At 69.5% G+C, this 25588-nt stretch carries 21 protein-coding genes; 14 read left to right on the forward strand and 7 right to left on the reverse strand.

What is annotated here, in order from left to right:
• The first annotated feature begins 140 nt into the window (after positions 1-140).
• From EDF34_RS17445 to EDF34_RS15580, 5 genes are read left to right on the forward strand one after another with little or no spacing between them, the layout of a single operon-like run.
• Entirely contained in the window at positions 141-653 is a 513-nt protein-coding gene (locus EDF34_RS17445) for a hypothetical protein (RefSeq protein WP_148076658.1), read from the forward strand.
• Between the two features lie 52 nt (positions 654-705).
• Positions 706-1215 (forward strand): hypothetical protein, encoded by a 510-nt coding sequence (locus EDF34_RS15565; protein WP_148076659.1) that lies wholly within the window; start codon positions 706-708, stop codon positions 1213-1215.
• 35 nt (positions 1216-1250) lie between these two features.
• Positions 1251-2141, forward strand: a complete 891-nt coding sequence (locus EDF34_RS15570; protein ID WP_148076660.1) for a hypothetical protein — start codon at positions 1251-1253, stop codon at positions 2139-2141.
• Between the two features lie 2 nt (positions 2142-2143).
• A complete protein-coding gene (locus EDF34_RS15575; protein ID WP_123372439.1) occupies positions 2144-2830 on the forward strand; it encodes an ABC transporter ATP-binding protein in 687 nt (228 codons plus the stop codon).
• Positions 2827-3954: an FtsX-like permease family protein gene (locus EDF34_RS15580; protein WP_123372440.1), complete on the forward strand. Its 1128-nt coding sequence runs from the start codon at positions 2827-2829 to the stop codon at positions 3952-3954. The genes EDF34_RS15575 and EDF34_RS15580 overlap by 4 nt, the downstream gene beginning before the upstream one ends.
• Positions 3955-4151: 197 nt before the next feature.
• Here the strand turns inward: EDF34_RS15580 and EDF34_RS15585 are convergent, their stop codons facing one another.
• From EDF34_RS15585 to EDF34_RS18040, 3 genes are read right to left on the reverse strand one after another with little or no spacing between them, the layout of a single operon-like run.
• Positions 4152-5234: a CU044_5270 family protein gene (locus EDF34_RS15585; RefSeq protein ID WP_148076661.1), complete on the reverse strand. Its 1083-nt coding sequence runs from the start codon at positions 5232-5234 to the stop codon at positions 4152-4154.
• The gene (locus tag EDF34_RS15590) at positions 5231-5770 is read right to left on the reverse strand and encodes an RNA polymerase sigma factor (protein ID WP_123372442.1); all 540 of its coding nucleotides are present in this window, start codon (positions 5768-5770) and stop codon (positions 5231-5233) included. Before EDF34_RS15590 ends, EDF34_RS15585 begins: the two co-directional genes overlap by 4 nt.
• A gap of 19 nt (positions 5771-5789) precedes the next feature.
• Positions 5790-6161, reverse strand: a complete 372-nt coding sequence (locus EDF34_RS18040; protein WP_123372443.1) for a peptidase inhibitor family I36 protein — start codon at positions 6159-6161, stop codon at positions 5790-5792.
• 134 nt (positions 6162-6295) lie between these two features.
• Between EDF34_RS18040 and EDF34_RS15600 the strand changes: the two genes are divergently transcribed.
• The 7 genes from EDF34_RS15600 (at position 6296) to EDF34_RS15630 (ending at position 15092) form a co-directional block, all read left to right on the forward strand.
• Complete coding sequence (locus tag EDF34_RS15600; RefSeq protein ID WP_123372444.1) at positions 6296-6739, forward strand: CPBP family intramembrane glutamic endopeptidase; 444 nt, start codon at positions 6296-6298, stop codon at positions 6737-6739.
• A gap of 232 nt (positions 6740-6971) precedes the next feature.
• The gene (gene glmU, locus EDF34_RS15605; protein WP_123372445.1) at positions 6972-8600 is read left to right on the forward strand and encodes a bifunctional UDP-N-acetylglucosamine diphosphorylase/glucosamine-1-phosphate N-acetyltransferase GlmU; all 1629 of its coding nucleotides are present in this window, start codon (positions 6972-6974) and stop codon (positions 8598-8600) included.
• Positions 8597-9583: a ribose-phosphate diphosphokinase gene (locus EDF34_RS15610; RefSeq protein WP_118766585.1), complete on the forward strand. Its 987-nt coding sequence runs from the start codon at positions 8597-8599 to the stop codon at positions 9581-9583. The genes glmU and EDF34_RS15610 overlap by 4 nt, the downstream gene beginning before the upstream one ends.
• A gap of 260 nt (positions 9584-9843) precedes the next feature.
• The gene (locus EDF34_RS15615) at positions 9844-10467 is read left to right on the forward strand and encodes a 50S ribosomal protein L25/general stress protein Ctc (protein WP_123372446.1); all 624 of its coding nucleotides are present in this window, start codon (positions 9844-9846) and stop codon (positions 10465-10467) included.
• Positions 10468-10551: 84 nt separating this feature from the next.
• Positions 10552-11169: an aminoacyl-tRNA hydrolase gene (pth, locus tag EDF34_RS15620; RefSeq protein ID WP_123372447.1), complete on the forward strand. Its 618-nt coding sequence runs from the start codon at positions 10552-10554 to the stop codon at positions 11167-11169.
• 226 nt (positions 11170-11395) lie between these two features.
• Positions 11396-12832 (forward strand): sugar transferase, encoded by a 1437-nt coding sequence (locus EDF34_RS15625; protein WP_233575422.1) that lies wholly within the window; start codon positions 11396-11398, stop codon positions 12830-12832.
• A gap of 250 nt (positions 12833-13082) precedes the next feature.
• On the forward strand, positions 13083-15092 hold the full coding sequence (locus EDF34_RS15630; protein ID WP_158615105.1) for an endo-1,3-alpha-glucanase family glycosylhydrolase: 2010 nt from the start codon (positions 13083-13085) through the stop codon (positions 15090-15092).
• Here EDF34_RS15630 and EDF34_RS15635 read toward each other — a convergent pair.
• The 3 genes from EDF34_RS15635 to EDF34_RS15645 form a co-directional block, all read right to left on the reverse strand.
• Positions 15089-15793: a hypothetical protein gene (locus tag EDF34_RS15635; RefSeq protein ID WP_148076662.1), complete on the reverse strand. Its 705-nt coding sequence runs from the start codon at positions 15791-15793 to the stop codon at positions 15089-15091. The genes EDF34_RS15630 and EDF34_RS15635 overlap by 4 nt on opposite strands.
• Positions 15790-17016 carry a hypothetical protein gene (locus tag EDF34_RS15640; RefSeq protein ID WP_148076663.1) on the reverse strand — a complete coding sequence of 409 codons (1227 nt, stop codon included), beginning with the start codon at positions 17014-17016 and terminating at the stop codon, positions 15790-15792. The genes EDF34_RS15635 and EDF34_RS15640 overlap by 4 nt, the downstream gene beginning before the upstream one ends.
• Positions 17017-17160: 144 nt before the next feature.
• Entirely contained in the window at positions 17161-17859 is a 699-nt protein-coding gene (locus EDF34_RS15645) for a CDP-alcohol phosphatidyltransferase family protein (RefSeq protein WP_123372452.1), read from the reverse strand.
• Positions 17860-18043: 184 nt separating this feature from the next.
• On the opposite strand from EDF34_RS15645, the gene EDF34_RS17570 reads away from it, so the two are divergent.
• Both EDF34_RS17570 and EDF34_RS15655 read left to right on the forward strand, forming a co-directional pair.
• Entirely contained in the window at positions 18044-22729 is a 4686-nt protein-coding gene (locus tag EDF34_RS17570) for a LamG-like jellyroll fold domain-containing protein (protein ID WP_199737943.1), read from the forward strand.
• Positions 22726-23415, forward strand: a complete 690-nt coding sequence (locus EDF34_RS15655) for a hypothetical protein (RefSeq protein WP_148076664.1) — start codon at positions 22726-22728, stop codon at positions 23413-23415. Before EDF34_RS17570 ends, EDF34_RS15655 begins: the two co-directional genes overlap by 4 nt.
• A gap of 43 nt (positions 23416-23458) precedes the next feature.
• Here the strand turns inward: EDF34_RS15655 and EDF34_RS15660 are convergent, their stop codons facing one another.
• The gene (locus tag EDF34_RS15660; protein WP_123372454.1) at positions 23459-25585 is read right to left on the reverse strand and encodes an acyltransferase family protein; all 2127 of its coding nucleotides are present in this window, start codon (positions 25583-25585) and stop codon (positions 23459-23461) included.
• Positions 25586-25588 lie beyond the last annotated feature (3 nt).

Genomic DNA, 25588 nt, shown 5'->3' on the forward strand with positions numbered 1-25588 from the left:
GAAGTGTGATGCACATCACACTCGCTCTATGTGACGACAGGCGGACTGGGGGGAACTCCACATCGGTTGCGCAACCTCGTCCGCCAGGGCCCGGTCGGCGCTCGCACTCGCAGACATGGGGGCGAGCAGGTTGGACAACCGTGCCCTTCGAGAAAGAACTCGAGAACAGAAGACAAGGGGAAATCATGCGAGACAGGCTTGCCCTTCGCCGCACCGCGAACCAGGAACGCTCGACCAAGATGGGAGCTGCGCGCAAGACCACCATCATCGCTCTGTGTTCTGCCTTCGCTCTCGGCGCCGTGGCGCTCCCTGCTGAGGCGTCGACGAAGCACAGCTCAACGACGATCAGTTGCGACGGCGTGACGTGGAAGTACGACATCTCCGTCAGCCACGCGACCTCCGGCACGTTCAAGATCAAGCAGAACGACGAGACGACACAGGACTCGATCTCGAAGGTCACGGCGCGTTCCGCGAACGGCAACGACATCTTGCCCCTAAAGTTCGTCGAGAACGGACAGACGGCGACCTGGACGGGCGTCCTGCCTTCGACCTACCAGGTCCATGCGCGTCGAAGCGACGACAAGAACTGCAACGGCCTCGCGCCCGGGGCCGGTAACTACACCTTCGACTACACCGTCACCTACAACGGCTGACGCAAATCAGCCCTGGCGACCCGTGGGGGTCGCCAGGGCTGAGGGGGATAAGATGCTAAAGAATCGCGTTCCTGTTGGCACCGCCTTCGCGGTAAGCGTGAGCATTCTCGCACTTACAGCCTGTTCTAGCAGCGAAGTGAAAGTTGACGCCGCCCAGCCCTACTTCGAGGGTCTGGAAGCCGCCTACGTCCAGGAAGTCCTGGACAACCCCGTGTCTCGCCAAAAGATCAATGAAGAACCGGAGGATACGCGCGCGAGCATGGCGCAGGGAATCGTGCGCAACTTCATCGTGTGTCGGGGGGTCTGGGACGACTACAGCAAGTGGATAACGACGGGCGTCAGACCGGACCTCGTCGCGCTTCCCGAGCCGAAGAACCCGGAAGAGCCATCCGCCACGCAGTGGAAGACCGATTACGCGTACCTCGAGAGCCAATACGCTTCCGGTGAGCCGGACCAGGTGCGCGACTGGCTCACTCAGCCCGGAAGTTGCGGCGCGTGGATTCCGGTGAGTCCCGATAAGCCTGACGTGACGATCTCCGACGCGGTACGGGCAGGCTCGTGACACGTCGCCGACCCGGCCTCTTGCTCGGAGTGGTCTTGGTGCTTCTCGTCGGGGGCTGCACGCACGACGACCCGCCACCCGTGGATACGGCGCAACCAACTGCAGGGTCCAGCAGTGACGCCGCGGACCCCGAGTCGAGCGAAACTGCCGAGGTACGGGTCGTCGACTTTCAGATGACTTACCAACTCGACGGGAAGTCCGTGTCGAGCGAGGCAGTTGGGCTGCTGTCCGACCCGAACCTGGAACTGAAGGACGCACCTGCGGACGGCACCTCCGTCGATGAGGGCGACATGCTCGGTCGGCTTCGGGCGAGTCCGGAGGTGTTGAGCGCCCTCGATACCGGCTCTCGACGCAGCAGGCTCGACGCGCAGGACGCTGCAAGGTTGCGGAGCTTGGCCCGGCCGTTAAAGAGCCCGGTGGCGGGTATCTTCAAGCAGCGCGGTGGGCAGTATGTGGTGGCGAACACAGGGGTCGACGTCGTCATCCAACTCAGTCCGATCCAAGAACTGCGGTACCGATCGACGCCTTTCGAGGGACGCGCAACTATCGAGACGGTCGTTGGGGTGAGGACCGTCAAGTGCGATGCGATCTGGATCGACACCACCGCTTCCACCGGCGGGGCGGACGACGATGGCGGCGGCGGACACGCGCTGCACTGTCGGCTTCCCCGGCAAACCGAAACGACGGCAGGACTGCGGGCGCAGCTTGAGCTGAAGTCGGTGGTCATACCAGAGGCCACGGTAGTTCCCAACATCACATTGAGCTACGACTCGGGCAGCGACGGGTACTTCGTCACCCTCGAGGACGCGGAAGGTCGACACGAGGTAGCCGTGGATGTCGGCCCGACCGACGGGGTCGTGCGCGTGATTACGAGCAAACTTCCGGCCGGTGCAGCGATCCTCGCCGATCAGGCTGCCAGCGAGTGACCATGGCTGCAGCGGCCGAACTCGTCGGCGTCAGTGTCGAGCACCGCACGCCGCAGGGCACCGTGCACGCCCTCCAAAGCGTCTCATTGTCGTTCGCCTCGGGGACCTCGACGGCGGTGACCGGACGCTCCGGGAGTGGGAAGTCCACGCTCGTGTCAGTTCTCGCTCTGCTGCGACGACCGACGACCGGGACCGTACAAATCGGCGGGCAGGACATGTCCTCCCTCACCGACTCTGCTGTCGCCCGCGTGCGCTCGAGCAGCGTGGGCGTCGTATTCCAAGCGTTCCATCTCGATCAGGCGCTGACGGCCGCGCAGAACGTTATGCTCCCGTGGTATTTCCGCACTGAGAGGTCCCCAAGGCGGCCCGCCGTGAAACGCGCCGAGGACCTGCTTGAGTTGGTTGGCATTGGAGATCTTCGGCAGCGTCGACCCAGCGCCATGTCTGGCGGGCAACGGCAGCGGGTCGCCATCGCCCGCGCCCTGTTTGGGCAGCCCGCCTTGCTGCTCGCCGACGAGCCCACTGGGAACCTCGACGAAGACACAGCCAACGACGTTGCCTCGACCCTGCTCGCCTTGCCCCGCGAGGTCGGAACAACGCTCGTGCTGGTCACGCACGACGTCGAGGTCGCTTCGGCGGCAGACCGCCGGCTGGAGATCACCCGCGGACGTCTCGACGAAACTTCATGAGAAGCGCTTTCGGGCTCGCAGCGCGGTTCCACCGTGCGGCTCCGCTGAAGTTCTTCCTGCTCAGCGTGCTGGTGGCCGTCGGCATGACGGTGCTTCTAATCGTGACGGAGCTCTCGCGGATCTCCACCTCGGGCCTCGACGATGCAGTCGAGAAGGACATAGGTGTAACCGGCTCGTACACGGTGGACATCGACGATGACCTTGGTCTCTCATCGGCGGCTCTGACGAGCCGAGTTGAAGCCGCCCTAGCACCGTTCGTTGACAGGCACGTCGTGTCGATCACCGTACTGCCAGCACAAACTTCCGACTGCCCGCCACTTGAATCGCTTGGGGCGCTCCCGTTTCTCGTGCTGCAGGGCGGCGACGTGCACCCGCCGTACGGTGCGGGATTGCCAGACGGCACACGCCTTTGCCTCGGAGGACTTCAAGTCCCCCTGACCGCGGTCTACCTGCCGACGCGAACCGAACAACAGGCGTGGGGGAGTGGACTCGTCCTTGACCCCGAATATACCCAGGCGGTCGCGAGCTCCACCGCTGAACCGATCGTTCACCATTACTGGGCTGTGACCGGTTCGACAGTGGATGTACGAGACGAGATGCAAGCGTCGGTTCTCGACGCCCTCGACGAGGCAGCGCAGCGATTTGGGCTGCCCTCAGCGGCATCAGTTGTCTCCGTCGTGCACAACGAGCAAGGCGATTCCATCAGGTCCGCGAGCGATGGCATTCGTATCGTGTACGGCGTGATTGGTTGGGGCGTGTTGGTGCTAGGCGCGCTCGGACTGCTTGTCGCTGAACTCGTAGTGATACGTGGTCGCACGTGGTTCTTCGGGCTCGCGCGAGCCGTGGGCGCCCGGCGCCTTCACATCCTCGCTCTCATCACTGCCGACGTGCTCTTCGTCCTACTGGCGGGAACGCTCCTTGCCGTCGCTACCGCCGCACTTGTGCAACCAGCGGCAGACGATCTTGCGTGGAAGTCGTTCCAACTTCATGTCCACCTCCTCGGCGCGCGAGCGTTCGGGGCGCTCATCGGTGGGGCTGTCCTCGTACTCGGTATCGCTGTCAGCTATCCAGCCGTTTACGCAATGCGCGCCGACCCAGTAAGAGTGCTTGAGCCTCCGTCGTAGCCGGCGACCGCGGACGCGGACTCGGGGCCCAGATCGTATGCATCGTGGCCAAAGTTGCTCACGGAGTTCGACTCGCAGGGATGTCGCCGGATTCACCGTCGCCACGGGCAGGCATGCATCTCACTGAGAGAGGCCCTCTGCGGTAGGTCAGCGGCCGGGACCGGTAGCGGGTTCACGCGGGTGCCGTGCGCCATCCCTTAACTGCTGGGCTCGCTCCACGTCGCGTCTGACACGGCTTGGAAGCTGGTCACAGCGGGACCGGCTACCTCAAGGTCAGGCAGGGTCGCTGCTACCCGTTCCCAGGCCAAAAACTGACCTGTTGTCGGGTCGAGGACCATGATCGAGATGTCATTCGTCGTTGACGGGTCTGGGGGGAGCGCGAAGGCTTTGCCTGCGCGGCCCAGTCGGTCCACGACCTCGCCCATATCGACGACGGGCCGTTGGTCTGCGAGTACGGACCAGAGGGCGGATGTTAGGTCGTGCGGTACGACCCATCGTGTGTTCAAGTCGATGACCGCGCTGTACAGGCATGACGCCTCAGCCAGGTCGTTGATGCCGCAGACAGCTTCACCTCCCTGCGAGTCGATCAGTGCTGCCTGGAGCTTGGCCGGATCGCGAGGGAGCGAGGACGGGTACGAAGGATCGATAGAACCCGCAGGGTAGGTCTCAGTCGAGTTCTTGCCGCCGGCGGGGTAGTGGTTCGGGTCGATTACGCGGCCTGCGGTGTCGAGGGCCGGTGCACGTACCTCAGTGTTTGAGAACGAGCCGTCGATTCCGATGGACGTGGTCTGAAAGGTCGGCGCAAGTTCGATCCGCCGGGTCCCGTCCTCGCTGACTTGGTTCGTCCAGTACCAGGCGTAGGACTTCACCACCTGCTTACCGGTCCCTGTGATGGGAGGCTGGGACAGAGCCGTGGATGCCAATGCCCGAAGGGCGCCACCGGCCGGAGCTGACTTTCCCTCGATGATCTCGGTAGGGGAAATCGCCGAGAAGCTCAGCATCGCGGGTGTCGCGGCGGCCGGCGCCTGTCGCGACTGCACGGCGATGCCTGCCACGACGAGCGCCGCGATAGCAGCGAACGCTGCAGCGAGGCGAGCTGTGACGGGCATGCGGGCGATCGGTGACCGTTTCGGCACTGTGATTTTCGGGGTTGAGCTTGCGAGGATCCGAGCCAGTATCGCCATGTCTTCGGCGGTCGGCGCGGCACCTGGGTGCGGGGAAACGTTCAACAACTCGCGAATACGGGCAGCCTCGAGACGGGCGGCATCGTCGTGCTTCACCTGCCAGCCCCCTCTCGTTCGGTCTCAAGCTGTCCAAAGTGTTGCTCCGCGAGCCGCTGACGGGCACGTGAGAGTCTTGAACTCAGCGCGCTCGGCGAGCAACCTAGGACTGCCGCAGCTTCCTTCGGCGTCAGGTCAGCGAACACGACCAAGGCGAGAGCTTCCCGTTCACGCAGCGGAAGGGCGGCGACCGCGCGTTCTGCCCAGTCGTCGAGCGCGACAGCGACAGCGTGGTCGGCAGCGCGGTCAGAGTTGATCTGCGTCGCACGGTTGAACAGGCGGAACCGTCGCGCTTCCGACCGGTGGTGGTGGGCGACGACGTTGTGGGCGATTTTGAACGTCCATGAGCGTCGCGCCCCCGGACCCTCGGGTGCCACGTCCCATTTCCGCCACGCGATCGCGAACGTCTCGCTGACGATGTCGTCGGCGTTTGCGTCGCCTGCCGCCCGCGCGGCATATCGGCGGACTGCTGCTACTTCTTCACGGAAGTGAGCGTCGAAGGGCGCCGGCGGGGGCGAGTCCGAGTCCGAGTCCACTGACCCCCCAGCCGTGTCGCTAGCACGTAGTCGTGCTCAGGACACGGAAAGATACAGACCCCACGGATGTCGACGTGACGGACTCACCAGGTTCGAAGCAGGTGGATGTGCCCGTGCCACCAGCGCCGGAGTACACCCGTGCGGCATGAGTCGAGCGATTCCAGACAGACTTGGCAGGTGAGACGCCGCTGGCAACCGCCGTGGTGCTCTTCGTGGTGCCAAAGCTCCCGGAGTTGAAAGTGCCGCCCCACACGCAAAGCGCGGCTGCGGGGCACTGACTCGCAGATGCCGGCGAGGCTGGTTCGTCAGCCGAAGCTGGTCCGCAGATCGCCGCGAAGGCAAGGGACACGGTGATGGTCGCCGAAGCGACGAGAAGGCGGCGGGGGCTCATCTTCCTTTCATCGACCCGGTGCCCCGTTGACTTGAGAGCGTTAGCACCACGCCGGTGCGGGGAGGAGTCGATCGTGTCGGCAAGCTGGTCGAAACGGCGTCAAGCTGTGGTTCGGCTTCGCCGCGCTCAGCGTCGTGGTCAGCTCGGTCGCCGGCGGGGTGGCCTCGCAGCTCGTCGACATGCACGCCAACCCGATGAACGACTCGATCGCACACACCGGCGCCGGTGAGCGGGTCCTCACGTTCCTCTCGATGGTCCCCCAGCTGTTCGGCGAGGAGCTCTTCACGATCCTGCTGCTCCTGGCGGCGCTGACGTTCCTCTCGCGCATCGTGCGCATCCCGCGCCGAACTGCCGTCGTCGGTGCGTCGCTCGTCGCGACGCTCGTTTTCGCCGCGATCCACCTGCCGACGTACGGCGGCAACATCGTGCAGTGCATCGCGGTGATCGGGACCGCCCGCGTGATCCTGCTGATCCCGTTCCTCAAGACCAAGAACATCTGGGCCTCGACCGGAGCGCACGTCCTGAACGACTGGACGCTCTTCGCGATCGGCACCGCGGCGACCGCCGCGCTGATCTGAGGTCCCGCAGACCCGTCGCACGACCTGGTGACCGCCCGGAGGGGGAGGGTCACCAGGTCGTCGGCGTTCCCGACCGTCTGCCGTGCGCCGCGGCGCACGGCAGACTGGACCACGGCAAGAGCCACGGCACCCGCGAACGGGTCCGGCCGGGCACCCGCGCGACGGTAGAGTGTGATCGCGCACGGAACCGCCGCCCGGAAGCTCGGGCAGACCCGCGAGGAGCACCCCGAAGGTGACGTATCCCCGCCCAGCTGCCGTCATCGTCCTCGCCGCAGGCGAGGGAACGCGGATGCGCTCGGCAACACCGAAGGTCCTGCACACCCTGGCCGGCCGCTCGATGGTGGGCCACGCGCTCGCCGCGGCGCGCGGCCTCGAGCCGGAGCGCGTGGTGGTCGTGGTCCGCCACGAGCGCGAGAGGGTCGCGGCGCACATCGCCGAGATCGACGCCCTCGCCCTGCTCGCGGACCAGGACGACATCCCCGGCACCGGCCGCGCGGTCCAGGTCGCGATGACGCGGCTCGACGGCGCGGCGCAGGCCGACACGGCGCACGCGGGCACGCCGGGGTCTGCAGCAGGGGCCCTGGCCACCGGCGCGATCGTGGTCGTCGCCGGGGACGTCCCGCTGCTCGATGCGGGCACGCTCGGCGAGCTGCTCGCCGCGCACCACGCCGACGAGAACGCGGTCACCGTCCTGACGACCGAGCTGGCGGACGCGACCGGCTACGGCCGGATCCTGCGCGAGCCCGGCACGGGCGACGTGCTCGGCATCGTCGAGCACAAGGACGCCGACGAGGCGCAGCGCGAGATCCGCGAGATCAACTCCTCCATCTACGTCTTCGACGCGGCCGTCCTCCGCGGTGCGCTCGGGCGCCTCGGCCGCGACAACGCGCAGGGCGAGGTCTACCTGACCGACGTGCTGGCCATCGCCCGCGCGGACGGCGGCCACGTGCGCGCGCTGCGCACCGACGACCCGTTCGTCGTCGAGGGCGTCAACGACCGCGTCCAGCTCTCGCTGCTGGCGCGCGAGTACAACCGCCGCATCCTCGAGGACTGGATGCGCGAAGGCGTGACGGTCGTCGACCCGGCCACCACGTGGGTGGACGTCGACGTCGAGCTCGAGCGCGACGTGACCCTCCTGCCCGGCACCCAGCTGCACGGCGCGACGGTGATCCGCGAGGGCGCGGTCGTCGGCCCCGACACCACGCTGACCGACGTCGAGGTCGGCCCGGGCGCGACCGTCACGCGGACCGTCGGGACGCTCGCGGTCGTCGGCGCGGGCGCGACCGTCGGCCCGTTCGCGCTGCTGCGGCCGGGGACGGACCTGGGGGAGAAGGGCAAGATCGGCACGTTCGTCGAGACGAAGAACGCGCAGATCGGCGCCGGCTCCAAGGTCCCGCACCTGTCCTACATCGGCGACGCGACGATCGGCGAGGGCACCAACATCGGAGCCGCGTCGGTCACCGTGAACTACGACGGCGTGAACAAGCACCGCACGACGATCGGCTCGCACGCCCGCACGGGCGCCGACAACATGTTCGTCGCGCCGGTCACGGTGGGCGACGGCGCGTACACCGGTGCCGGCTCGGTGATCCGCCGCGACGTCCCGTCGGGCGCCCTCGGCGTCAGCGCGGGCTCGCAGCGCAACATCGAGGGCTGGGTCGCGCGCTCGCGCCCCGGCACCGAGGCGGCCCGCGCCGCTGGCCCCGCGCCCGAGTCGCTGTCCCCCCAGGCCCGCGCCGAGCGCGAGCGCGCGGCCACGGCCGCCCGCGGCATCCCCGTGACACCGCCCCCTGACTTCCCGGACACCCCGCGAAGCACCCCGCCGGCAGACGCCGGCACGACCACGAAGGACGTGCGATGACCGGGATCGTCTCCCACGACGGAGAGAAGCGGCTTGTCCTGGTCTCGGGGCGTGCGCACCCGGAGCTCGGCATCCAGGTGGCCGACGAGCTGGGCATCGAGCTGCTGCCGACCACGACGTACGACTTCGCCAACGGCGAGATCTACACGCGGTTCGGGGAGTCCGTGCGCGGTGCCGACGCCTTCGTGCTCCAGTCGCACGCGTCGCCCGTCATCAACCAGTGGATCATGGAGCAGCTGCTCATGGTCGACGCCCTCAAGCGCGCCTCGGCCAAGACGATCACCGTCGTCGCGCCGTTCTACGGCTACGCCCGCCAGGACAAGAAGAGCCGCGGCCGCGAGCCGATCAGCGCGCGCCTGCTGGCCGACATGTTCCGCACCGCGGGCGCCGACCGGATCATGAGCGTCGACCTGCACACGGCGCAGATCCAGGGCTTCTTCGACGGCCCGGTCGACCACCTGTGGGCCATGCCGATCCTCGTCGACTACGTCCGCTCGCGCGTCGACGTCTCCAACGTCACGGTCGTCTCGCCCGACGCCGGGCGCATCCGCGTGGCGGAGCAGTGGGCCGCCAAGCTCGGCGGCGGGCCGCTCGCGTTCGTGCACAAGACGCGCGACGTGCGCAGCCCGAACAAGGCCGTCGCCAACCGGGTCGTCGGTGACGTCGAGGGACGCTCCTGCGTGCTCGTCGACGACCTGATCGACACGGGCGGCACGATCTCCGAGGCCGTCCGCGTCCTCATGGAGGCCGGCGCCAAGGACGTCATCGTCGCCGCGAGCCACGGCATCCTGTCCGAGCCGGCCGTCGACCGGCTCCGGGCTTCCGGCGCACGCGAGGTCGTCGTCACCGACACCCTGCCCATCGAGGACGAGAAGCGGTTCGACAAGCTCACCGTCCTGTCGATCGCGCCGCTGGTCGCGCGCGCGATCCGCGAGGTGTTCGACGACGGTTCCGTGACCTCCCTGTTCGACGGCAACGCCTGACCTGACCCGAGTCCCGTCGGGTGTGCTCCTCGGCACGCCCGACGGGTTTCTCGCGCCGCCCGCTAGCGGGTAGGATCCTCAGGTTGCCTCGGCGAGGGACGACGGACGGCCGCTCGGCCTGACTCGTCCGTGATCGACAGGGTGCCTGCCTCCGTGCGTGCGCCAGTCCGTCCTGCGCCCCGCGTCGAGGCCACCACAACTCGATCCACATCGCGCCGCTCCGGCGCCACCTCATCGTCGTCTGCCTCCTGGGAGTCATCGTGTCCGAGATCAAGCTTGTCGCCACCACCCGCACCGAGTTCGGCAAGGGCGCTGCCCGTCGCCTGCGTCGCGCGGACCAGATCCCCGCCGTCCTGTACGGCCACGGCTCGGACCCGCTGCACGTCGCCCTCCCGGGTCACGCGACGATGCTCGCCGTGAAGGCGGCCAACGCCCTGTTCGCGATCGAGCTCGACGGCAAGACGACGCTGGCGATCACGAAGGACGTCCAGCGCGACGTCGTCAAGAACACGATCGAGCACGTCGACCTGCTCATCGTGAAGAAGGGCGAGAAGGTCTCCGTCGAGATCCCGATCAACGTCGTGGGCGAGTCGGCCCCCGGCACGATCCACCTCGTCGAGACCCAGACGCTCGCCCTCGAGGCCGAGGCGACCAACCTGCCCAAGGGCGTGGACATCTCGATCGAGGGTGCCGTCTCCGGTGCCTCGATCACGGCCGCCGACATCGAGCTGCCCAAGGGCGCGACGCTCATCACCGACCCCGAGACCGTCATCGTCACGATCACGGTCCCGCACGCGTCGGCCGACGACGTCGCCGCCGAGGCCGCTGCTGCGGACATCGCCGCCGCGCAGTCCGCCGCGTCTGCCGCTGCCGCCGAGGCCTGAGCCTCCTCGTAGCACCCCGGCGCCCGGTACCGTCTCGAACGGTGCCGGGCGTCGTCGTCCCTGCCCTTTGTCTAGGAGGTTCCCGTGACTGACGGACCGTGGCTCGTCGTCGGCCTCGGCAACCCCGGGACCCAGTACGCCGGCAACCGGCACAACGTCGGGCAGATGGTGCTCGACGAGCTGGCGCACCGCTGCTCTGCCTCGTTCGGCTCGTCGGGCGGGCTGCTGGGCCGTCGCCCCCAGGCCGTCACCGCGGACGTCCGCCTCGGCGTCCTGCCCGGGGGAGCTCCCGGCCCTCGCGTGATCCTCGCGAAGCCGACGACGTACATGAACACCTCCGGGGGTCCGGTCGCGGCCCTGGCCCGCTACTACGACGTCCCCGCGGAGCGCGTCGTCATGGTGCACGACGAGCTCGACATCCCCTACGCCGACGTTCGCCTCAAGCGCGGCGGCGGCGAAGGCGGCCACAACGGCCTGCGCGACACGACCAAGGCGCTCGGCACCAAGGACTACATCCGGGTCCGCGTGGGTGTCGGTCGGCCCCCCGGACGCATGGACGCGGCCGACTTCGTGCTGCGCGACTTCTCCTCGGTCGAGCGCAAGGACCTGGCCTGGCTGGTGGACGCCGCGGCCGACGCGGTCGAGCTCGTCGTGACCTCGGGTCTCGAGGCGGCGCAGCTGCGGTTTCACACCAAGCCCTGACTGTCACCCGATGGGGGGTGAAGTCTTCACTAACAGGGTGAAATCGGACAGAAGGTACTGATCGGTACAGACCAGGACCTATAGCCTCCAACTTGTCCACGACGAACTCGTCGGATCAAGGTTGGGGGAAACGATGACGCTCACCGCAGATCGCGGCGTGCTGTGGTCGGGCGACGACTTCGAACGGCGGAGCTCAGCTCGGGAGCCTCGCAGGTCATGGGCCTCGATGCAGCCGTTCGAGCGGCGCGGCACCCCGTTCAACGTCGATGGTCTCCGCCGCTCCAGCGCGTGGCGTTCTGTCGGTGTCCGCTACGCCGTCGCGACTGCGCTTCTGGAGCTCGTGCTCGCGGCGCTCGTGGGCTACGCGGCCGTGCTGACGACGCTGGGCGCCGATGCAGGTCTCATCGCTGCGGTGTCCGGGGCGGCGCTCTTCACCACGCTTGTGGCCGCCTGTGGCGGCTACCGGCACGAGCGCATGGGGGACGGTCCCGCCGAGTTCCAGGCGGTCCTCCGTGCGGCCGGTCTGGTCGCCGTGGTCCTGATCGTCGTCGCCTACGCCTTCGACATCCAGATCCCGCAGCTCGTCGTGTTCGTGGCTGTGCCGCTGACCGCTGCCGTCGCGTGCTTGTTCCGGTACGGCCGCCGCCGCCGTCTGCACGTGGCCCGTCGCACCGGCGCCGCCATGCGGTCGACGATCGTCGTCGGTGACCCGTCGTCCGCCGCGCGCGTCATCCACGACCTCGCCGCCGCGCCTCACCACGGCTACCGGATCGACGGTGTCTGCCTCCCGTCGGTCGACGCCGCTCAGGTCGTTGCTGACGTCGCGGTGGTCGGCGCGCTCGCCGACGTCGTCCAGGTGGTGGCGGACCGCGCGGCGGAGGTGGTGATCATCACCGGGTCGAGCCTCGGCGGTGACGCGCTGCGTCGGCTGTCGTGGGCGCTGGGTCGCGCGGGTGCACACATGGTCGTCGCGCCCGACATCGTCGAGGTTGCCGGCCCGCGGCTCTCCGTCCGGCCGACGGCCGGCCTGTCGCTGCTCGAGGTCGAGGTCGACGCGCCGCGCCGCCGGCTCGTCGCCAAGTCGATCATCGACATCACCCTGGCCGCGATCGCGGGCCTCGTGCTGCTGCCCGTCGTGGCAGGCGCGGCGCTGGCCGTCCGCCTCTCGTCGCCTGGACCCGCATTCTTCCGCCAGACGCGAGTCGGCGTGGATGGCCTTCCCTTCACGATCTGGAAGCTCCGCACGATGTACGTCGACGCGGACGAACGTCGCGCGGCACTGCTGTCGCAGAACGAAGGAGCGGGTCTGCTCTTCAAGCTCCACGACGACCCGCGCGTGACGTCGGTCGGGCGGTTCCTGCGCAAGTACTCGCTCGACGAGCTGCCGCAGCTGTGGAATGTGGCGCGCGGCGACATGTCGCTCGTCGGCCCTCGCCCACCGCTCGAGGTCGAGGTCGAGGCGTACGAGGACGAGGTGCACCGACGCCTGTGCGTGAAGCCGGGTCTGACCGGTCTGTGGCAGGTGAGCGGGCGCTCCGACCTCGACTGGGAAGAAGCGGTCCGGCTCGACCTTCGGTACGTCGACAACTGGTCGGTCGCGATGGACCTCATGATCATGTGGAAAACAGGTCGAGCGGTGCTCCGCGGGGCCGGCGCCTACTAGCCCGGTCTGTCCCGGTCTGTCACTCGAACGGGTGTGATTTGGCTCACACGTGAACGGGGAAGTGTCACGAAGGGGTTACGAAACGCGCCCCGCGCACACATCATGTCGACCCATGCAGCGACCCACGGCACGGCACCGACGTTCGTCAGCCGGTCAGCACGGTCTCCGGCGAGCCACTGCGGCGCTGACCGCTCTCGTGCTCACCGCGGCCGTCGCGGCGACGGTCGGACCTGCTTTCGCTGCGTCATCCGTGCCCGTCGCAGCGGCAACTGGCTCGCTGCAGCTGACCCCGAGCCAGGCGACGTTCACCGCGAGCTCGCAGCCGACCCGGAACTTCGCCCAGTACGACGTGCTCGTCGCGACCTCTCAGGTCTACCGGACGTTCCTCGCCTTCGACACCACTCGCATTGCTCCCGACTCCGTCGTCACCTCCGCGACCCTGAGCCTGCGCGTGCGGTCGAGTGCCGCGAACAAGCCTGGGCTCCAGGTGCGCGCGGCGGCTGCGGGCTGGACGGCATCCAAGGTCACCTCGGCGAACCGCCCTGCGGCGCCCGGAGCGCCCCTCAACGCGCCGCTCTGGGCGCGAGCGGCGACGACCGTCAGCGTGCCGCTGCCCGCCTCGGCCATCGTCCGGACCGGTTCGACCTCGTTCGAGATTCGGTACGACCAGCTCAGCGCCGGCATCTACCTGGCCAAGGGCGGAGTCGATGCGCCGAAGCTGACGGTGAACTATGCCGCGCGGCCGGAACCGACCTCGACGCCGGTCCCGACGGCGACCCCGTCCACCACGCCGTCGCCGACGGCCACGCCGAGGCCGACCTCCACGCCGGCACCGACGGCCACCCCAACGCCCACGGTCACCCCGAAGCCGACGGCAACGCCCACCCCGACGCCCACGCCGACGACGACGGCCACCCCGCAGCCGCCCGTGAACCCTTCGTCCGACGGCGTCAAGGTCCTCGCCCAGTACTTCACGCAGTTCCCCATCTCGATCGACAACCAGCCGTCCGCCACCGACTACTACGCGCGCAACTACCTGACACCGAACGGTGAGGGCGGCGCGCACGCGACCTACGGCGGCTTCCTTCGTGACCGTCCCGTCGGGCGGGCGCCGCTCGCCGGCGACTGGCAGATGGCGGATGCCCGGACCGAGATCGACCAGGCGGTCGACGCCGGTATCGACGGCTACGCGATCGACCTGCTGAACCTCGACGGGTACCACTGGGCGCACGCGCTGCGCATGGCGGACGCGGCAGCCGCAGACGGACGCGGCTTCGTGATCGTGCCGCAGGTCGACATGACGACCTCCGCCGGCAAGTCAGCCCCTGCGGTCATCGCCGCGAAGCTCGCGGTCCTCGCCACCAAGTCGGCGCAGTACAAGCTCCCCGACGGGCGGGTCGTGATCGGCGCGTTCAAGGCCGAGGCCCAGCCGCCCAGCTGGTGGTCCGCACTGTTCAGCACGCTCTCGAAGCAGTACGGCATCCGCGTTGCATTCATGCCGACGCTGCTCAACGCCTCGCCCGCCAACATCACGGCATTCGCGCCAGTCTCGTACGCGATCGGGGACTGGGGCACGCGCAACCCCGGCAACATCCTCGCGGGGCCCGACAACGCCGCGATCGCCCACAAGCTGGGAGTGAAGTGGGCGCAGTCCGTCTCGGTGCAGGACGAGCGACCGAATCAGGCCTTCTACCAGGAGGCGGGCAACCTGGGGACGCTGCGTGCCAGCTGGAAGCGCGCGGTGGACGACAAGGCCGACTTCGCACAGCTGATGGTGTGGAACGACTACAGCGAAGGGACCGTCTTCGCGCCGTCCTACGCCCACGGCAACGCGTTCCTCGAGGTCAGCGCCTACTACGCGGAGCAGTTCCGCACCGGCAAGACCCCGCAGATCACGCGCGACGCCCTGTACGTGACCCACCGGAACCAGCCCTACGCTGCGACGCCCACGGGGGGCCAGGTGTCGCTGATGCGGCCCATGAGCACCACGGGCACGGCGACCCAGCCTCGGGACACCGTCGAGCTCCAGGCCTTCCTGACAGCGCCGGCCACGCTGACCCTCAAGGTCGGCTCGTCGAGCACGGTCGTCAAGGCCGAGGCGGGCGTCACGGTCTTCACGGTCCCGCTCGCGGTGGGCACGGTCTCGGCCAGCGCCGTCCGCGGGACCGCGACCGTCGCGCAGGTGACCTCGCCCTACCGCGTGACGGCGACGCCGGCGGTCCAGGACCTGCAGTACTTCGCGGCCTCGAGCACGGACTAGAAGGCGTCCTCGATCGTCTCGCCGGTGGCGGGGACGTACACGCGGCGCGTCTGGCTCTGGGTGCGGTCGTACCAGGAGCCGGAGGCGTCGCCGATGCGGCGGGCGGGGACGCCTGCGTAGAGGCCGGGCGAGCGCGGTTCGCGCGACCTGGCGACGACTGCGCCCGCCGCAAAGATCGACCGGTCCGGCAGGACCGCGCCGCCGAGCACCGTGCAGCGGGCCGACATGAACGTGCGTGCGCCGACGACGATGGGGTGCGCGACCTGGGCGTCGCGGGCCGGGTCGATCGAGTGGGTGAGGAACAGGCTGCCCCGTCCGGCGACGAGCGACATCTCGCCGATGCTCAGCCCGCCGGCGCAGTCGAGGGAGTGGCGGCTCGTGATCGTGGCGTCGGCAGCCAGCGTGAGTGCCGCGCCATCGGGATACAGCCGTCGGTAGACCGGGTGCGAGGAGATGATGTTCAGTCGGCCGACCCGGGCCCCGGTGCTGAGGCTCACTGCCCGCATGTTCTTGAGGGTGTTGAGGAGCCCCAGTCGGGAGCTCGGGCCGAGCTCGACTCGCCCGACGCGCCACACGAGATTCGGACGAGCCACCGCGGTGGGGTGGATGACGTGCCCGAAACGGGCGAGCGCGTCTCGCTTGGCCTGCGTGGACGGAAGCAGCCATAGGGCGGCGACTGCGGCGTCCTTGATGCGACTCACGGGGTGACCTCCAGGGTCTCGACGACGTCGGTGGGGATCTCGCCCGGGGCGGCGGACACCGGTGCGGGCGTACGGGCGATACGCACGAGTCCGGCGCCGACACGGATCAGCAGCCCCGAGAGCATCGCCGCGAGCGCTCCTGTGGCCCCCCAGATCAGCGTGCCGGGGACCACGAGCACGAGTCCGATGATCGACCCGATCGCGGTGACGCGTGCGACGTAGCCGAGCTGGCCGAGCGGCACGAGTGCGACGCGCGAGACGATCGACTCGAACAGGTTCGTCGCGACCACCGCGGAGACCAGGACGCTGGCCAGCAGCGTCGCGTCGAAGTGGCCCGCGCCCAGCCAGTCGACGAGCCACGGCGTGGCGAGCAGCAGGCCGAGCCCGAGGACGCCGCAGAAGGCGGCGCCGGCTCTGAGCGCTGTGCGCACCCTCCCGGTCAGCTCGTGGGGCGCCGCACGCGGGACCCAGCCCTGGAGAAGACTGACGACGGGGGTCACCGCGACGTAGACCTGCTTCTGCAGCTTGTCGAGCACCGCGAACAACGGCAGCGCGGCGCTCGAGGTGAGCCCGACGATCACGATGGGAAGGGCGGTGTAGGTGGCGCTCGTGATCGACGTGGCGACGCCGGTGACCTGGTGGCGCAGCACCTGCGGCAGGGGTCGCCGCAGCCTGGCCCACTGGCGCGGGCCGCCGGTGGTCGCGCAGATCCACACGGTGGGCGCCAGCACGCCGACGAGCATGCCGCCGAGCTGGCCCCACAGGCCAGCCGCCGGGCCGGCGCCCTCGCGCATGGCGGCGATGCCGACCAGTGTGCCGACGACACGCGGGACCGTCTCGAGCGCGAGCATCCGGTACGGCGCGGCGATGCCGATGAAGTACCAACCCGCGCCGAGACCGATCAACGCGGCGGAGCAGGCGGCGAGGATCGCGAGCGCGGTGTCGGTGCGCGCCACGAGTGCGGTCACGCCGGCGGTCGCCGCCAGCACGGGGACGACGATCACCGCCCGTGCGACCAGCGCCTCGGCGTACTCCCGTCCCCGGTCGGCGTCCGACGCCCGGGCGACGCTGGCCGGCCCGGAGATGCCCCAGCCCAGGTAGAGCGCGATCGCCGCGACGGCGCCGACCGACTGGCCGGTCGCGATCGCGCCCCACGCGGTGGGGCCGCCGGCCTCGATCAGCGCCGGGATGGCCAGCAGAGACACGACGGCGAGGAGACCCATCGAGAGTGCGAACCCACCGAAGGTCGTCGCCGCGCGGCGCACGCCATGGTTCCGCACGTCTGACCTCCCCCTTCTCGTTCGCCCGTCGGTCGCGTCAGGCTATCCACGGCGTGCCTCGCATGACGGGTGATGTTTCGGCCCGGGTCAGCGGAGCTGGCGGAACCACCGTGCGAGGAGTGCGATCCCGAGCACCGCCGTCGCTGCGCCGAGTGCGACGTAGCCCCATCGGAAGACGGCAGGGGCGCCCCACAGCACGAACGAGGCCGCGAGCACCCCGTAGTCCGCCGGCAGGAGCGCGAGCGCACGGGCGGCTGATGCCTGCTTGAGCGGCGCGCCCTCGACGCGACGTCGGAGCAACGGCTCGAGCGTCCCACCCGCGTAGACCACGACGGAGACGAGCTGGTAGGCGAGCGGGACGAGGAGCCACGCCGTCGACGGCAGGTCGACGAACCGGAACCAGCCGACCAGCACCGCGGTGTGGACGGCCACCATCTTCCCGGCGTCGACGACATGGTCGAACCACTCTCCGGCCGCTGACCCTGTTCCGGTGAACCGAGCGACCTGGCCGTCGGCGGAGTCGAGGGCGAACCCGAGCACGAGGAGCAGTGCGACGAGGACCCCGAGCCACCAGACCGGCGTCACCAGGCACACGAGAGCGAGAGCGATAACTGTGACTGTCGCGCTGAGCGCGGTCACGCCATTGGCGCTCACGCCGGCGCGGATGGCTCCGACGGCGAGCAACCGGCCCACGGGCCGGTTGACCCAGCGTGACCAGTAGGAGACGCCGGCTGCCGGCTTCTGCGCGGCAGAGAGCTGGCGAACGAGCTCACGAGTGGTGGTCACGTGAGCCACTGTCGAGAACACGCTGTCCCGAGGCAAGTCCCACGCCCGGTTTCACCCGATGGAGCCGCCGGATGTGTCACCCGGGTGATTTCGTGACGATATGCCCGTTTCGCACCCTCTACGGTCCTACCCTTTCGTCGAAGCAGCGGGCGTTCCGCGCGATGGAGGTTGTGTGATGCGCAGGTTGAGCAGCATCGTGGCCGTGGCGGCGCTCGCGGCGGCGGCGGTCGTCGTCCCGTTCGGCCCCACCCCTAGCGCGCAGGCGCTCTCCACGGATCTCGGCTTCACGGCCGATGATCTGCCGACCTGGCAGGCCAACGGCACCGTCTGGGCGATGGCAGCCTCGGGCGGCACCGTCTTCGCAGGCGGGACTTTCTCCCAGATCCGCCCGCAGGACGGTGGAGCCGGCAGCGCCATCGCCGTGTCCGCGCTGACCAGCTTCGACGCGGTGACAGGGCAGCCTGGTTCGTGCCGGCCGAGCGTGACGCTCTCGGGCGGCACCGCCACTGTCCGTGCGCTCACGGTCTCGCCCGACGGTTCCACGCTGTACATCGGTGGCAACTTCTCGAACGTCGCGGGCACCACCGTTGGCCGCCTCGCGGCGCTCGACATCGCGACCTGCACCGTCAAGTCCACCTTCAAGCCTTCGACCATCTCGTCGACCGTGCGCTCGGTCTCCGCCACGGCGTCGACCGTCTACTTCGCCGGCGACTTCACGAGCGTCGCCAGCCAGACCCGGCAGCGCTTCGCCGCGGTGCAGGCGTCGAACGCCGCGCTCCTGCCGTTCAAGGCCGACGCCGAGCTGCCGGGTCGGGCGATCGAGGTGGGCAAGGACGGCGCGACGGTTGCGATCGGCGGGGACTTCTTCACCGTGAACGGTCAGGACAGCCATGGCTTCGCCGTGGTGGATGCCACTTCCGGCGCCAACGTGCAGAACTACCCCCGCGGCTTCATCCCGGACACCTCGATCATCAAGGGGATCACTGCCGACGCGACGGGCTACTACGTGGGTGCCGAGGGGACCGGCGGCGGGGTCTTCGACGGCTCGTTCGCGGTCGACTACTCCTCGTTCACGCAGCGCTGGCGCGACCTCTGCCTGGGTGCCACCCAGGCCTTGATCATCGACGGACCGGTGGTCTACGAGGCCAACCACCACCACGACTGCTCCCTGAACGCGAACGGCTTCCCCGATGGAGTCCGCGTCTACCTGACGGCCAACCGCACGGACGTGACGAACGAGCAGCTCGCCTGGCGCCCCCAGCTCAACGACGGACTGGGCGAGGGGATCGGTCCGCGCGCCTTCGCCATCGCCAAGGTCGGTCCCACCAAGTACCTCTGGGTGGGCGGGGAGTTCACCCGCGTCAACGCGAAGGCGCAGCAGTCGCTCACGCGATTCGCGAGCGGCCCGGACACCGGTGCGCCCGCGATCACGACCCCGATCCGTGCCGAGTCGCTCCGGGCTGGAGAGGTCCAGGTCTCGTGGCGGGCGTCGTACGACGACGACGACGGCAAGCTCACGTACCGCGTGTACCGGAATGGCGCGGCCACACCTGTCGCCACCGTGCAGGCCGAGTCCCGCTGGTGGTCCCGTCCCCAGGTGTCGATCCGTGACACGTCCGTCACGCCCGGTCAGACGTACACGTATCGCGTGACCGCGAGCGACGGCACCAACACGAGCACCCTGTCCGCGACGGCGAGCGTCAAGGTGGCGAGCGCCGACGTGCCGTACGCCAACGCAGTCATCGACGACGGTGCGACTCTCTACTGGCGCTACGACGACGCCTCCGGCAGGTACGGCACCGACAGCTCGCCGTCCGACCGCGAGCCCAACTACATGCAGGGCGTCGGGTACCGCGCCGGGACAAACGCCGCGCTCGGGGATCCTGGCTACGCGATGTCGTTCGACGGCTCGACCGGCTACGCGTACAGCGACAAGACGGCGCCTGCGCCGTCGGTCTACTCCGTCGAGACCTGGTTCAAGACGACCTCCTCGTCGGGAGGAAAGCTCATCGGTTACGGCAACGGCCAGCCCAACACGGGTACCGGTGACACGCGGCAGAGCGGCAACTATGACCGGCAGGTCTACATGACCAACGCCGGGAAGCTCATCTTCGGCACGTGGGTGGGAAGTGCGGCGACGGTCACGTCGCCGAAGTCCTACAACGACGGGCAGTGGCACCAGGTCGTCGCGACCCAAGGCTCGGGGGGCATGTCCCTGTACGTCGACGGCGTGCGCGTCGGACGCAACGGCATCTCGGCCGCGCAGCCGTACGTCGGCTCGTGGCGGGTCGGCGGCGACAACCTCTCAGGGTGGCCGTCCCAGCCGTCGAGCTCCTTCTTCGGCGGGCAGATCGACGAGACCGCGGTCTACCCGACTGCCCTCAGCGGGCTCCAGGTCGAGCAGCACTACGTGCTCTCCGGCCGGACGCCGGCAGTGAACCCCGCACCCGCTGACGCCTATGGCGCAGCGGTGTACGGGCTCGACCCCGACCTGTACTGGCGTCTCGACGACGCGGCTGCGACCACGGCCACCGACTCCGGCCGCTACGGCGTCACCGGCAGCTACTCGGGGGCGGTCTCGGCCGGGACCCCGGGCTTCGTCCCTGGCGGCACCAAGAAGGCCGCCACGTTCACCCCGACCGGGAGCAACAACGGCCAGGGCGGCGTCATCGCCAGCGACACCCAGTTCACGGACCCGCACAACTACTCGCTCGAGCTGTGGTTCAGCTCGACGACCGGGCACGGCGGCAAGCTCCTCGGCTTCGGGGACCAGAAGACCAACCTCTCCGGCAGCTACGACCGGCACCTGTACCTCCAGGACGACGGCAAGCTCGTGTTCGGGACCTGGACAGGGCAGACCAACACCATCACGACCGCGAACAACCTCGCGAACGGTCAGTGGCACCACGTGGTGGCCACCCAGTCCGACACCACGGGCATGAAGCTCTACGTGGACGGCGCACTGGCCGGGACCAACGGGCAGACCGGGGCGCAGGCCTACAGCGGCTACTGGAAGGTCGGAGGTGACCCCACCTGGGGTTCCAGCTGGCCGTACTACGACGGCAAGGTCGACGAGGTAGCCGTCTACTCCAGCGTGCTGACCCCCACGCAGATCCAGCAGCACTACGCGCTCGGCACGGGCGGCACCCCGCCCGACGCCACGGCCCCGACGGCGCCGGGAACGGCTTCGGTCGCGGTGACCGGCGAGCTCTCGGCCGACGTGTCGTGGGCCGCGTCGACGGACGACACAGCCGTCACCGGCTACACGCTCTACCGGTCGACGGTCGCGGGCTTCGCGCCCTCGCCTGCCGCGAAGGTCGCCGACGTCACGGCGACGACCTATGCCGACACCCTCCCGGCGGGTGGCACGTACTACTACCGGGTGACGGCCCGCGACGCCGCTGGGAACATCAGCGACGCCAGCATCCAGGGCAGTGGAACGGTCACTGGTCCGGACACCCAGGCGCCCTCGGCGCCCGCCGGCCTGGCTGCGGTCATCGACGGTTCCTCGGTCAAGCTGACCTGGTCGGCGGCGACGGACGACCGTGGCGTCGCGAAGTACACGGTGTACCGGTCGACGACCTCCGGCTTCTCGCCCTCGGCGGGCACGAAGGTCGCGGACGCGGCGGGCACCTCGTACACCGACTCGTCGTCGCTGGGGGCCGGCACGTACTACTACGTGGTCACGGCGTCGGACGCGGCGGCCAACGAGGGTGCAGCCTCGGGCCAGGGAAGCGTCACGATCCTGGGTCCGGACACGCAGGCGCCCTCGGCGCCGTCCGGCCTGTCGGCCTCGCTCGGCGGTTCGTTTGTGCAGCTGACCTGGTCGGCGGCGACGGACGACCGTGGCGTCGACAAGTACACGGTCTACCGATCGACGACCTCTGGGTTCTCGCCCTCGGCGGGCACGAAGGTCGCGGACGCGACAGGCACCTCCTACACCGACTCGTCGTCGCTGGGGGCCGGCACGTACTACTACGTGGTCACGGCATCCGACGCGGCGGGCAACGAGGGCGCCGCTTCCGGGCAGGACAGCGTGACGATCCTCGGCCCGGACACCCAGGCGCCCTCGGCGCCGTCCAGCCTGGCTGCGGTCATCGACGGTTCCTCGGTCAAGCTGACCTGGTCGGCGGCGACGGACGACCGTGGCGTCGACAAGTACACGGTGTACCGGTCGACCACCTCCGGGTTCTCGCCCTCCGCGGGCACGAGGGTGGCCGACTCCTCTGGGACCTCGTACACGGACTCCTCATCCCTGGCACCCAACAGGTACTACTACGTGGTCACGGCATCGGACGCCGCGGGCAACGAGGGCGCGGCGTCCGGGCAGGACAGCGTGCTGGTCGTCGCCCCGCCTGCCGACCCGGTGACGGTGACGGTCGACCCGACGGCGGACACGATGGTCAACCAGTCCGCCGCGACGACGCAGTACGGCATCGCCAACCAGCTCGCAGTCCGCGGCGGCAGCCCGTTCAACGCGGCCTACTTCAAGTTCGCGATCCCGTCGACGCCGGCCGGGACGGTTCTCTCGTCCGCGTCGCTGCGGGTGCGGACCACCACGGTGGCGAGCGCCGGGTCCGTCGACCCGTTCACCTTCGTCTGGGCCGACTCGGGCTGGGACGAGACCAGCACCCTCTACGCGACACGTCCCGCCCTGACGACCACACAGGTGGGGACCTTCGCTGCGGCCTCGGTGCCCAACACCACGTACAACGTGCCGCTGACGGCGTCGGCCTTCGCCGGCGCGTTCGGCCAGACCCGTACGCTCGCCCTCACCGGAACGAGTGCCGACAACGTCTGGCTCTGGTCGAGGGAGATCAACGTGGCGTCCTACCGCCCGCAGCTGACCCTGACGTTCACCGCGCCATGAGGCCGGCACGTGTCATGGTCGCCGTAGCCGTGGTGGGCCTGCTCGCCGGCTGCTCGGGTGGCGACGGGGACGGGCCGACGGGTGCGAGCTCGTCGGCGAGCGCCACGCCGACGCCCACCCCGCTGCCCTCGATCACCGCGCGGGCCGACAACCCCACGGATGCCGCGACGGAGCCGGGGCAGTCCGAGACGAACGCGGTGGCCGGCGACGAGCACCAGTACGCCACGATCAACGCCGCGAAGAACGCATTCGAGGGCGCGATCGTCGAGGCGGGGCAGGCGGTGTGCGACCGCGTCGCCTACGTGGCCCAGATCGACCAGGGGCAGCTGCAGGCCGCGTTGACCGACGGCGAGCTGGCGACCGCAGACACGGCGATCCCCTTGCTGTGCCCCGAGTTCGTCCCCCAGCTCGCCGAGGCGAACAAGGGGTTCGCGGACGGCACGGTCGCGGTCTCCGCGAGCTTCGACGCGGGCAAGACCGTCGCCGCGGGCAGGTACTCGGCGCCGGCGCCCTCCGCGGGCTGCTCGTGGAAGGTGGTCGCGGCCGACGGCTCGACCCTCGACGAGGGCAAGGCGTCCAAGAAGGTCGTCACCAAGGGCCGGTCGGTGACCCTGACGGTCAGCCCGGAGGCCTCCCAGGTGACGTCCACGGGCTGCCGGGTCTGGGTCCTGGCGCCGTCTGCCTGACGCCACTCCCCACGCGATCTCGATGCCGCCTGGCCCGTGAGGGTCAGGCGGCATCCGGCGTCAGCGACTCACGGAGGACGTCGGCGAGCTGGTGCGAGAACGCGTCCGTCAGGTGGTTCGGGTCCGCCCGGACCGGGGTGGACCCCTCGAACGCTGGGCAGTAGCCCGAGCTCGAGCAGAACCAGGAGTGCACGTCGACGTAGCGTGCACCGCCGCCGGCTTCCTTCACGGCGGCCTCGTCGGCCTCCTTGATGTTCCACCAGGTGTCGTGGATCTGGGAGACGCAGCTCGCCGGGGTCGACCGCGCGGTGGCGCACGTCCGAAGATCGAGCCCGGCGGGTGGCGCCCCGAGCACGACGACGTCATCGCTGGCCGCGGTGAGGGCCTTGAGGGTCGTCGTCATGCCGGTCTGCCACTCGTCGAGCGCCTTGGTGCCGGTGGCGTCGGACGTCAGGCGTGCGATCGAGTCCTCGGCGCTCGCCACGATGACCAGATCCGGCTTGATTCGCTCGACCTCGTCGAGAACCCGCGCGTGGTGCGGGTCGCACGGCTTCCAACGGGCTCCGGAGAAGTCGTTGATCGCCACCGCGGCGGCGGGGCAGGCCTGGAGGGTCAGGGGCTGGACGAGCCAGCCTGCAGGCTTGAGCGCGTCCGCGATCCCTGGCACGTAGCTGGTCGCGACCGAGTCGCCGATCACGACTGCGGTGCGCTTGCCCGTCAGGTCGCCGTACTGGCACCGGTCGGCGTCGACCGTCGTCGTCACGTCGAGGCAGTCGTCGGTCGCCCAGGGCGCTGCGAGCGAGTCGGGCCCGAGCGAGTCGACCTTCGGGGTCAGATCCGGCCAGGTCGTGGCCTTCAGCGCTGCGGTGACGGCCGTGGCGAGCTCGGCCTCCGCCGTCGAGCGGGTCGCGCCCGGAGACGGTTCAGGGTCTCCCACGGCGCTAGGAGGCAGGGCGACCGCAGTCGGGGTGTGGGTGACGGCGAACCCCGCCGTGAGCATCGCCAGCCCGACGAGCGCACCCAGGCACGCACGTGCTGCGGTCGGGCCGAGGAACGGCTCGCGGCCTGAGCGCTCGCGGCGGCGGCGGCGCGGCTCCAGCCACGAGGACCGCCGCGCGGGGTCCTCGACGAGGTGGAACGAGAGGACCGACAGTGCCAGCGAGATGAGCACGGCGGTGAGCGCACGCACGCTGCCCGGGGCCATCACCGACTCGAGGTACACGATGACGGGCCAGTGCCACAGGTACAGCGAGAACGAGATGAGCCCGACGTACTGCGCCACCGGGTTGGACAGGAGGCCACCCAGACGCGGGGGCCGGACGCCGATGCCGGCGACCACGACTGCTGCGGCACCCAGGACAGGGAGTGCCGACCACGGCCCGGGCACGGCCGAACGGGGCGTCAACCAGAAGGCGCCGCCCACGAGGGCGACGAGCCCGACGACCGCGAGCGCGGCGCGCCACCACCCGTCCGGCAGCCGCCCGACACCGCCGGCGACCACGGCGATCAGCGCACCGAGCGCGAGCTCCCAGCCCCGCGTGAAGGTCGAGAAGTAGGCCACCGACGGCTCGGCCGCGGTGCGGTCGAGCGCCCAGGCGAAGGAGCCGGCCGTCACCAGCACCGCGACGGCCCCGAGCACCAGGCCGCGCCTGCGGTGCAGGCGGGCCGCGAGGAGGAGGCAGCCCACGACGAGCAGGGGCCAGACGACGTAGAACTGCTCCTCGACGCCCAGGGACCAGTAGTGCTGGAACGGGCTGACGGGGCCGCCGGCGGCGAAGTAGTCGGTCCCCTCGGCGGCGAAGTGCCAGTTGGCGAGGAAGACGAGACTCCAGAAGCCGTCGATCTCGACCTGGCGTGCTCGGTTGGCGAGGAACAGGACCTGCGCGACGGCGACCGTCGCCGCGATCACGAGGACGGCCGCGGGCAGGATGCGTCGTGCGCGGCGGCGGTAGAAGTCGCCGAAGCTGATGCGACCGGTGGTGGCGTGCTCGCGCAGCATGATGCCGGTGATCAGGAAGCCGGACAGCAGGAAGAAGATGTCGACGCCGAGGTAGCCGCCCGTGGGTCGGCCGAAGGCGTGGTCGACGACGACGAGCAGCACGGCGATCGCTCGCAGACCCGTGATGTCCTTGCGTCGGGTCGCGACCTCAGGTGCCGCTGCGTGCGACATCCC

The organism is Cellulomonas sp. PhB150 (assembly GCF_003755175.1).
In the GTDB taxonomy this organism is placed as follows: Bacteria; Actinomycetota; Actinomycetes; order Actinomycetales; family Cellulomonadaceae; genus Cellulomonas.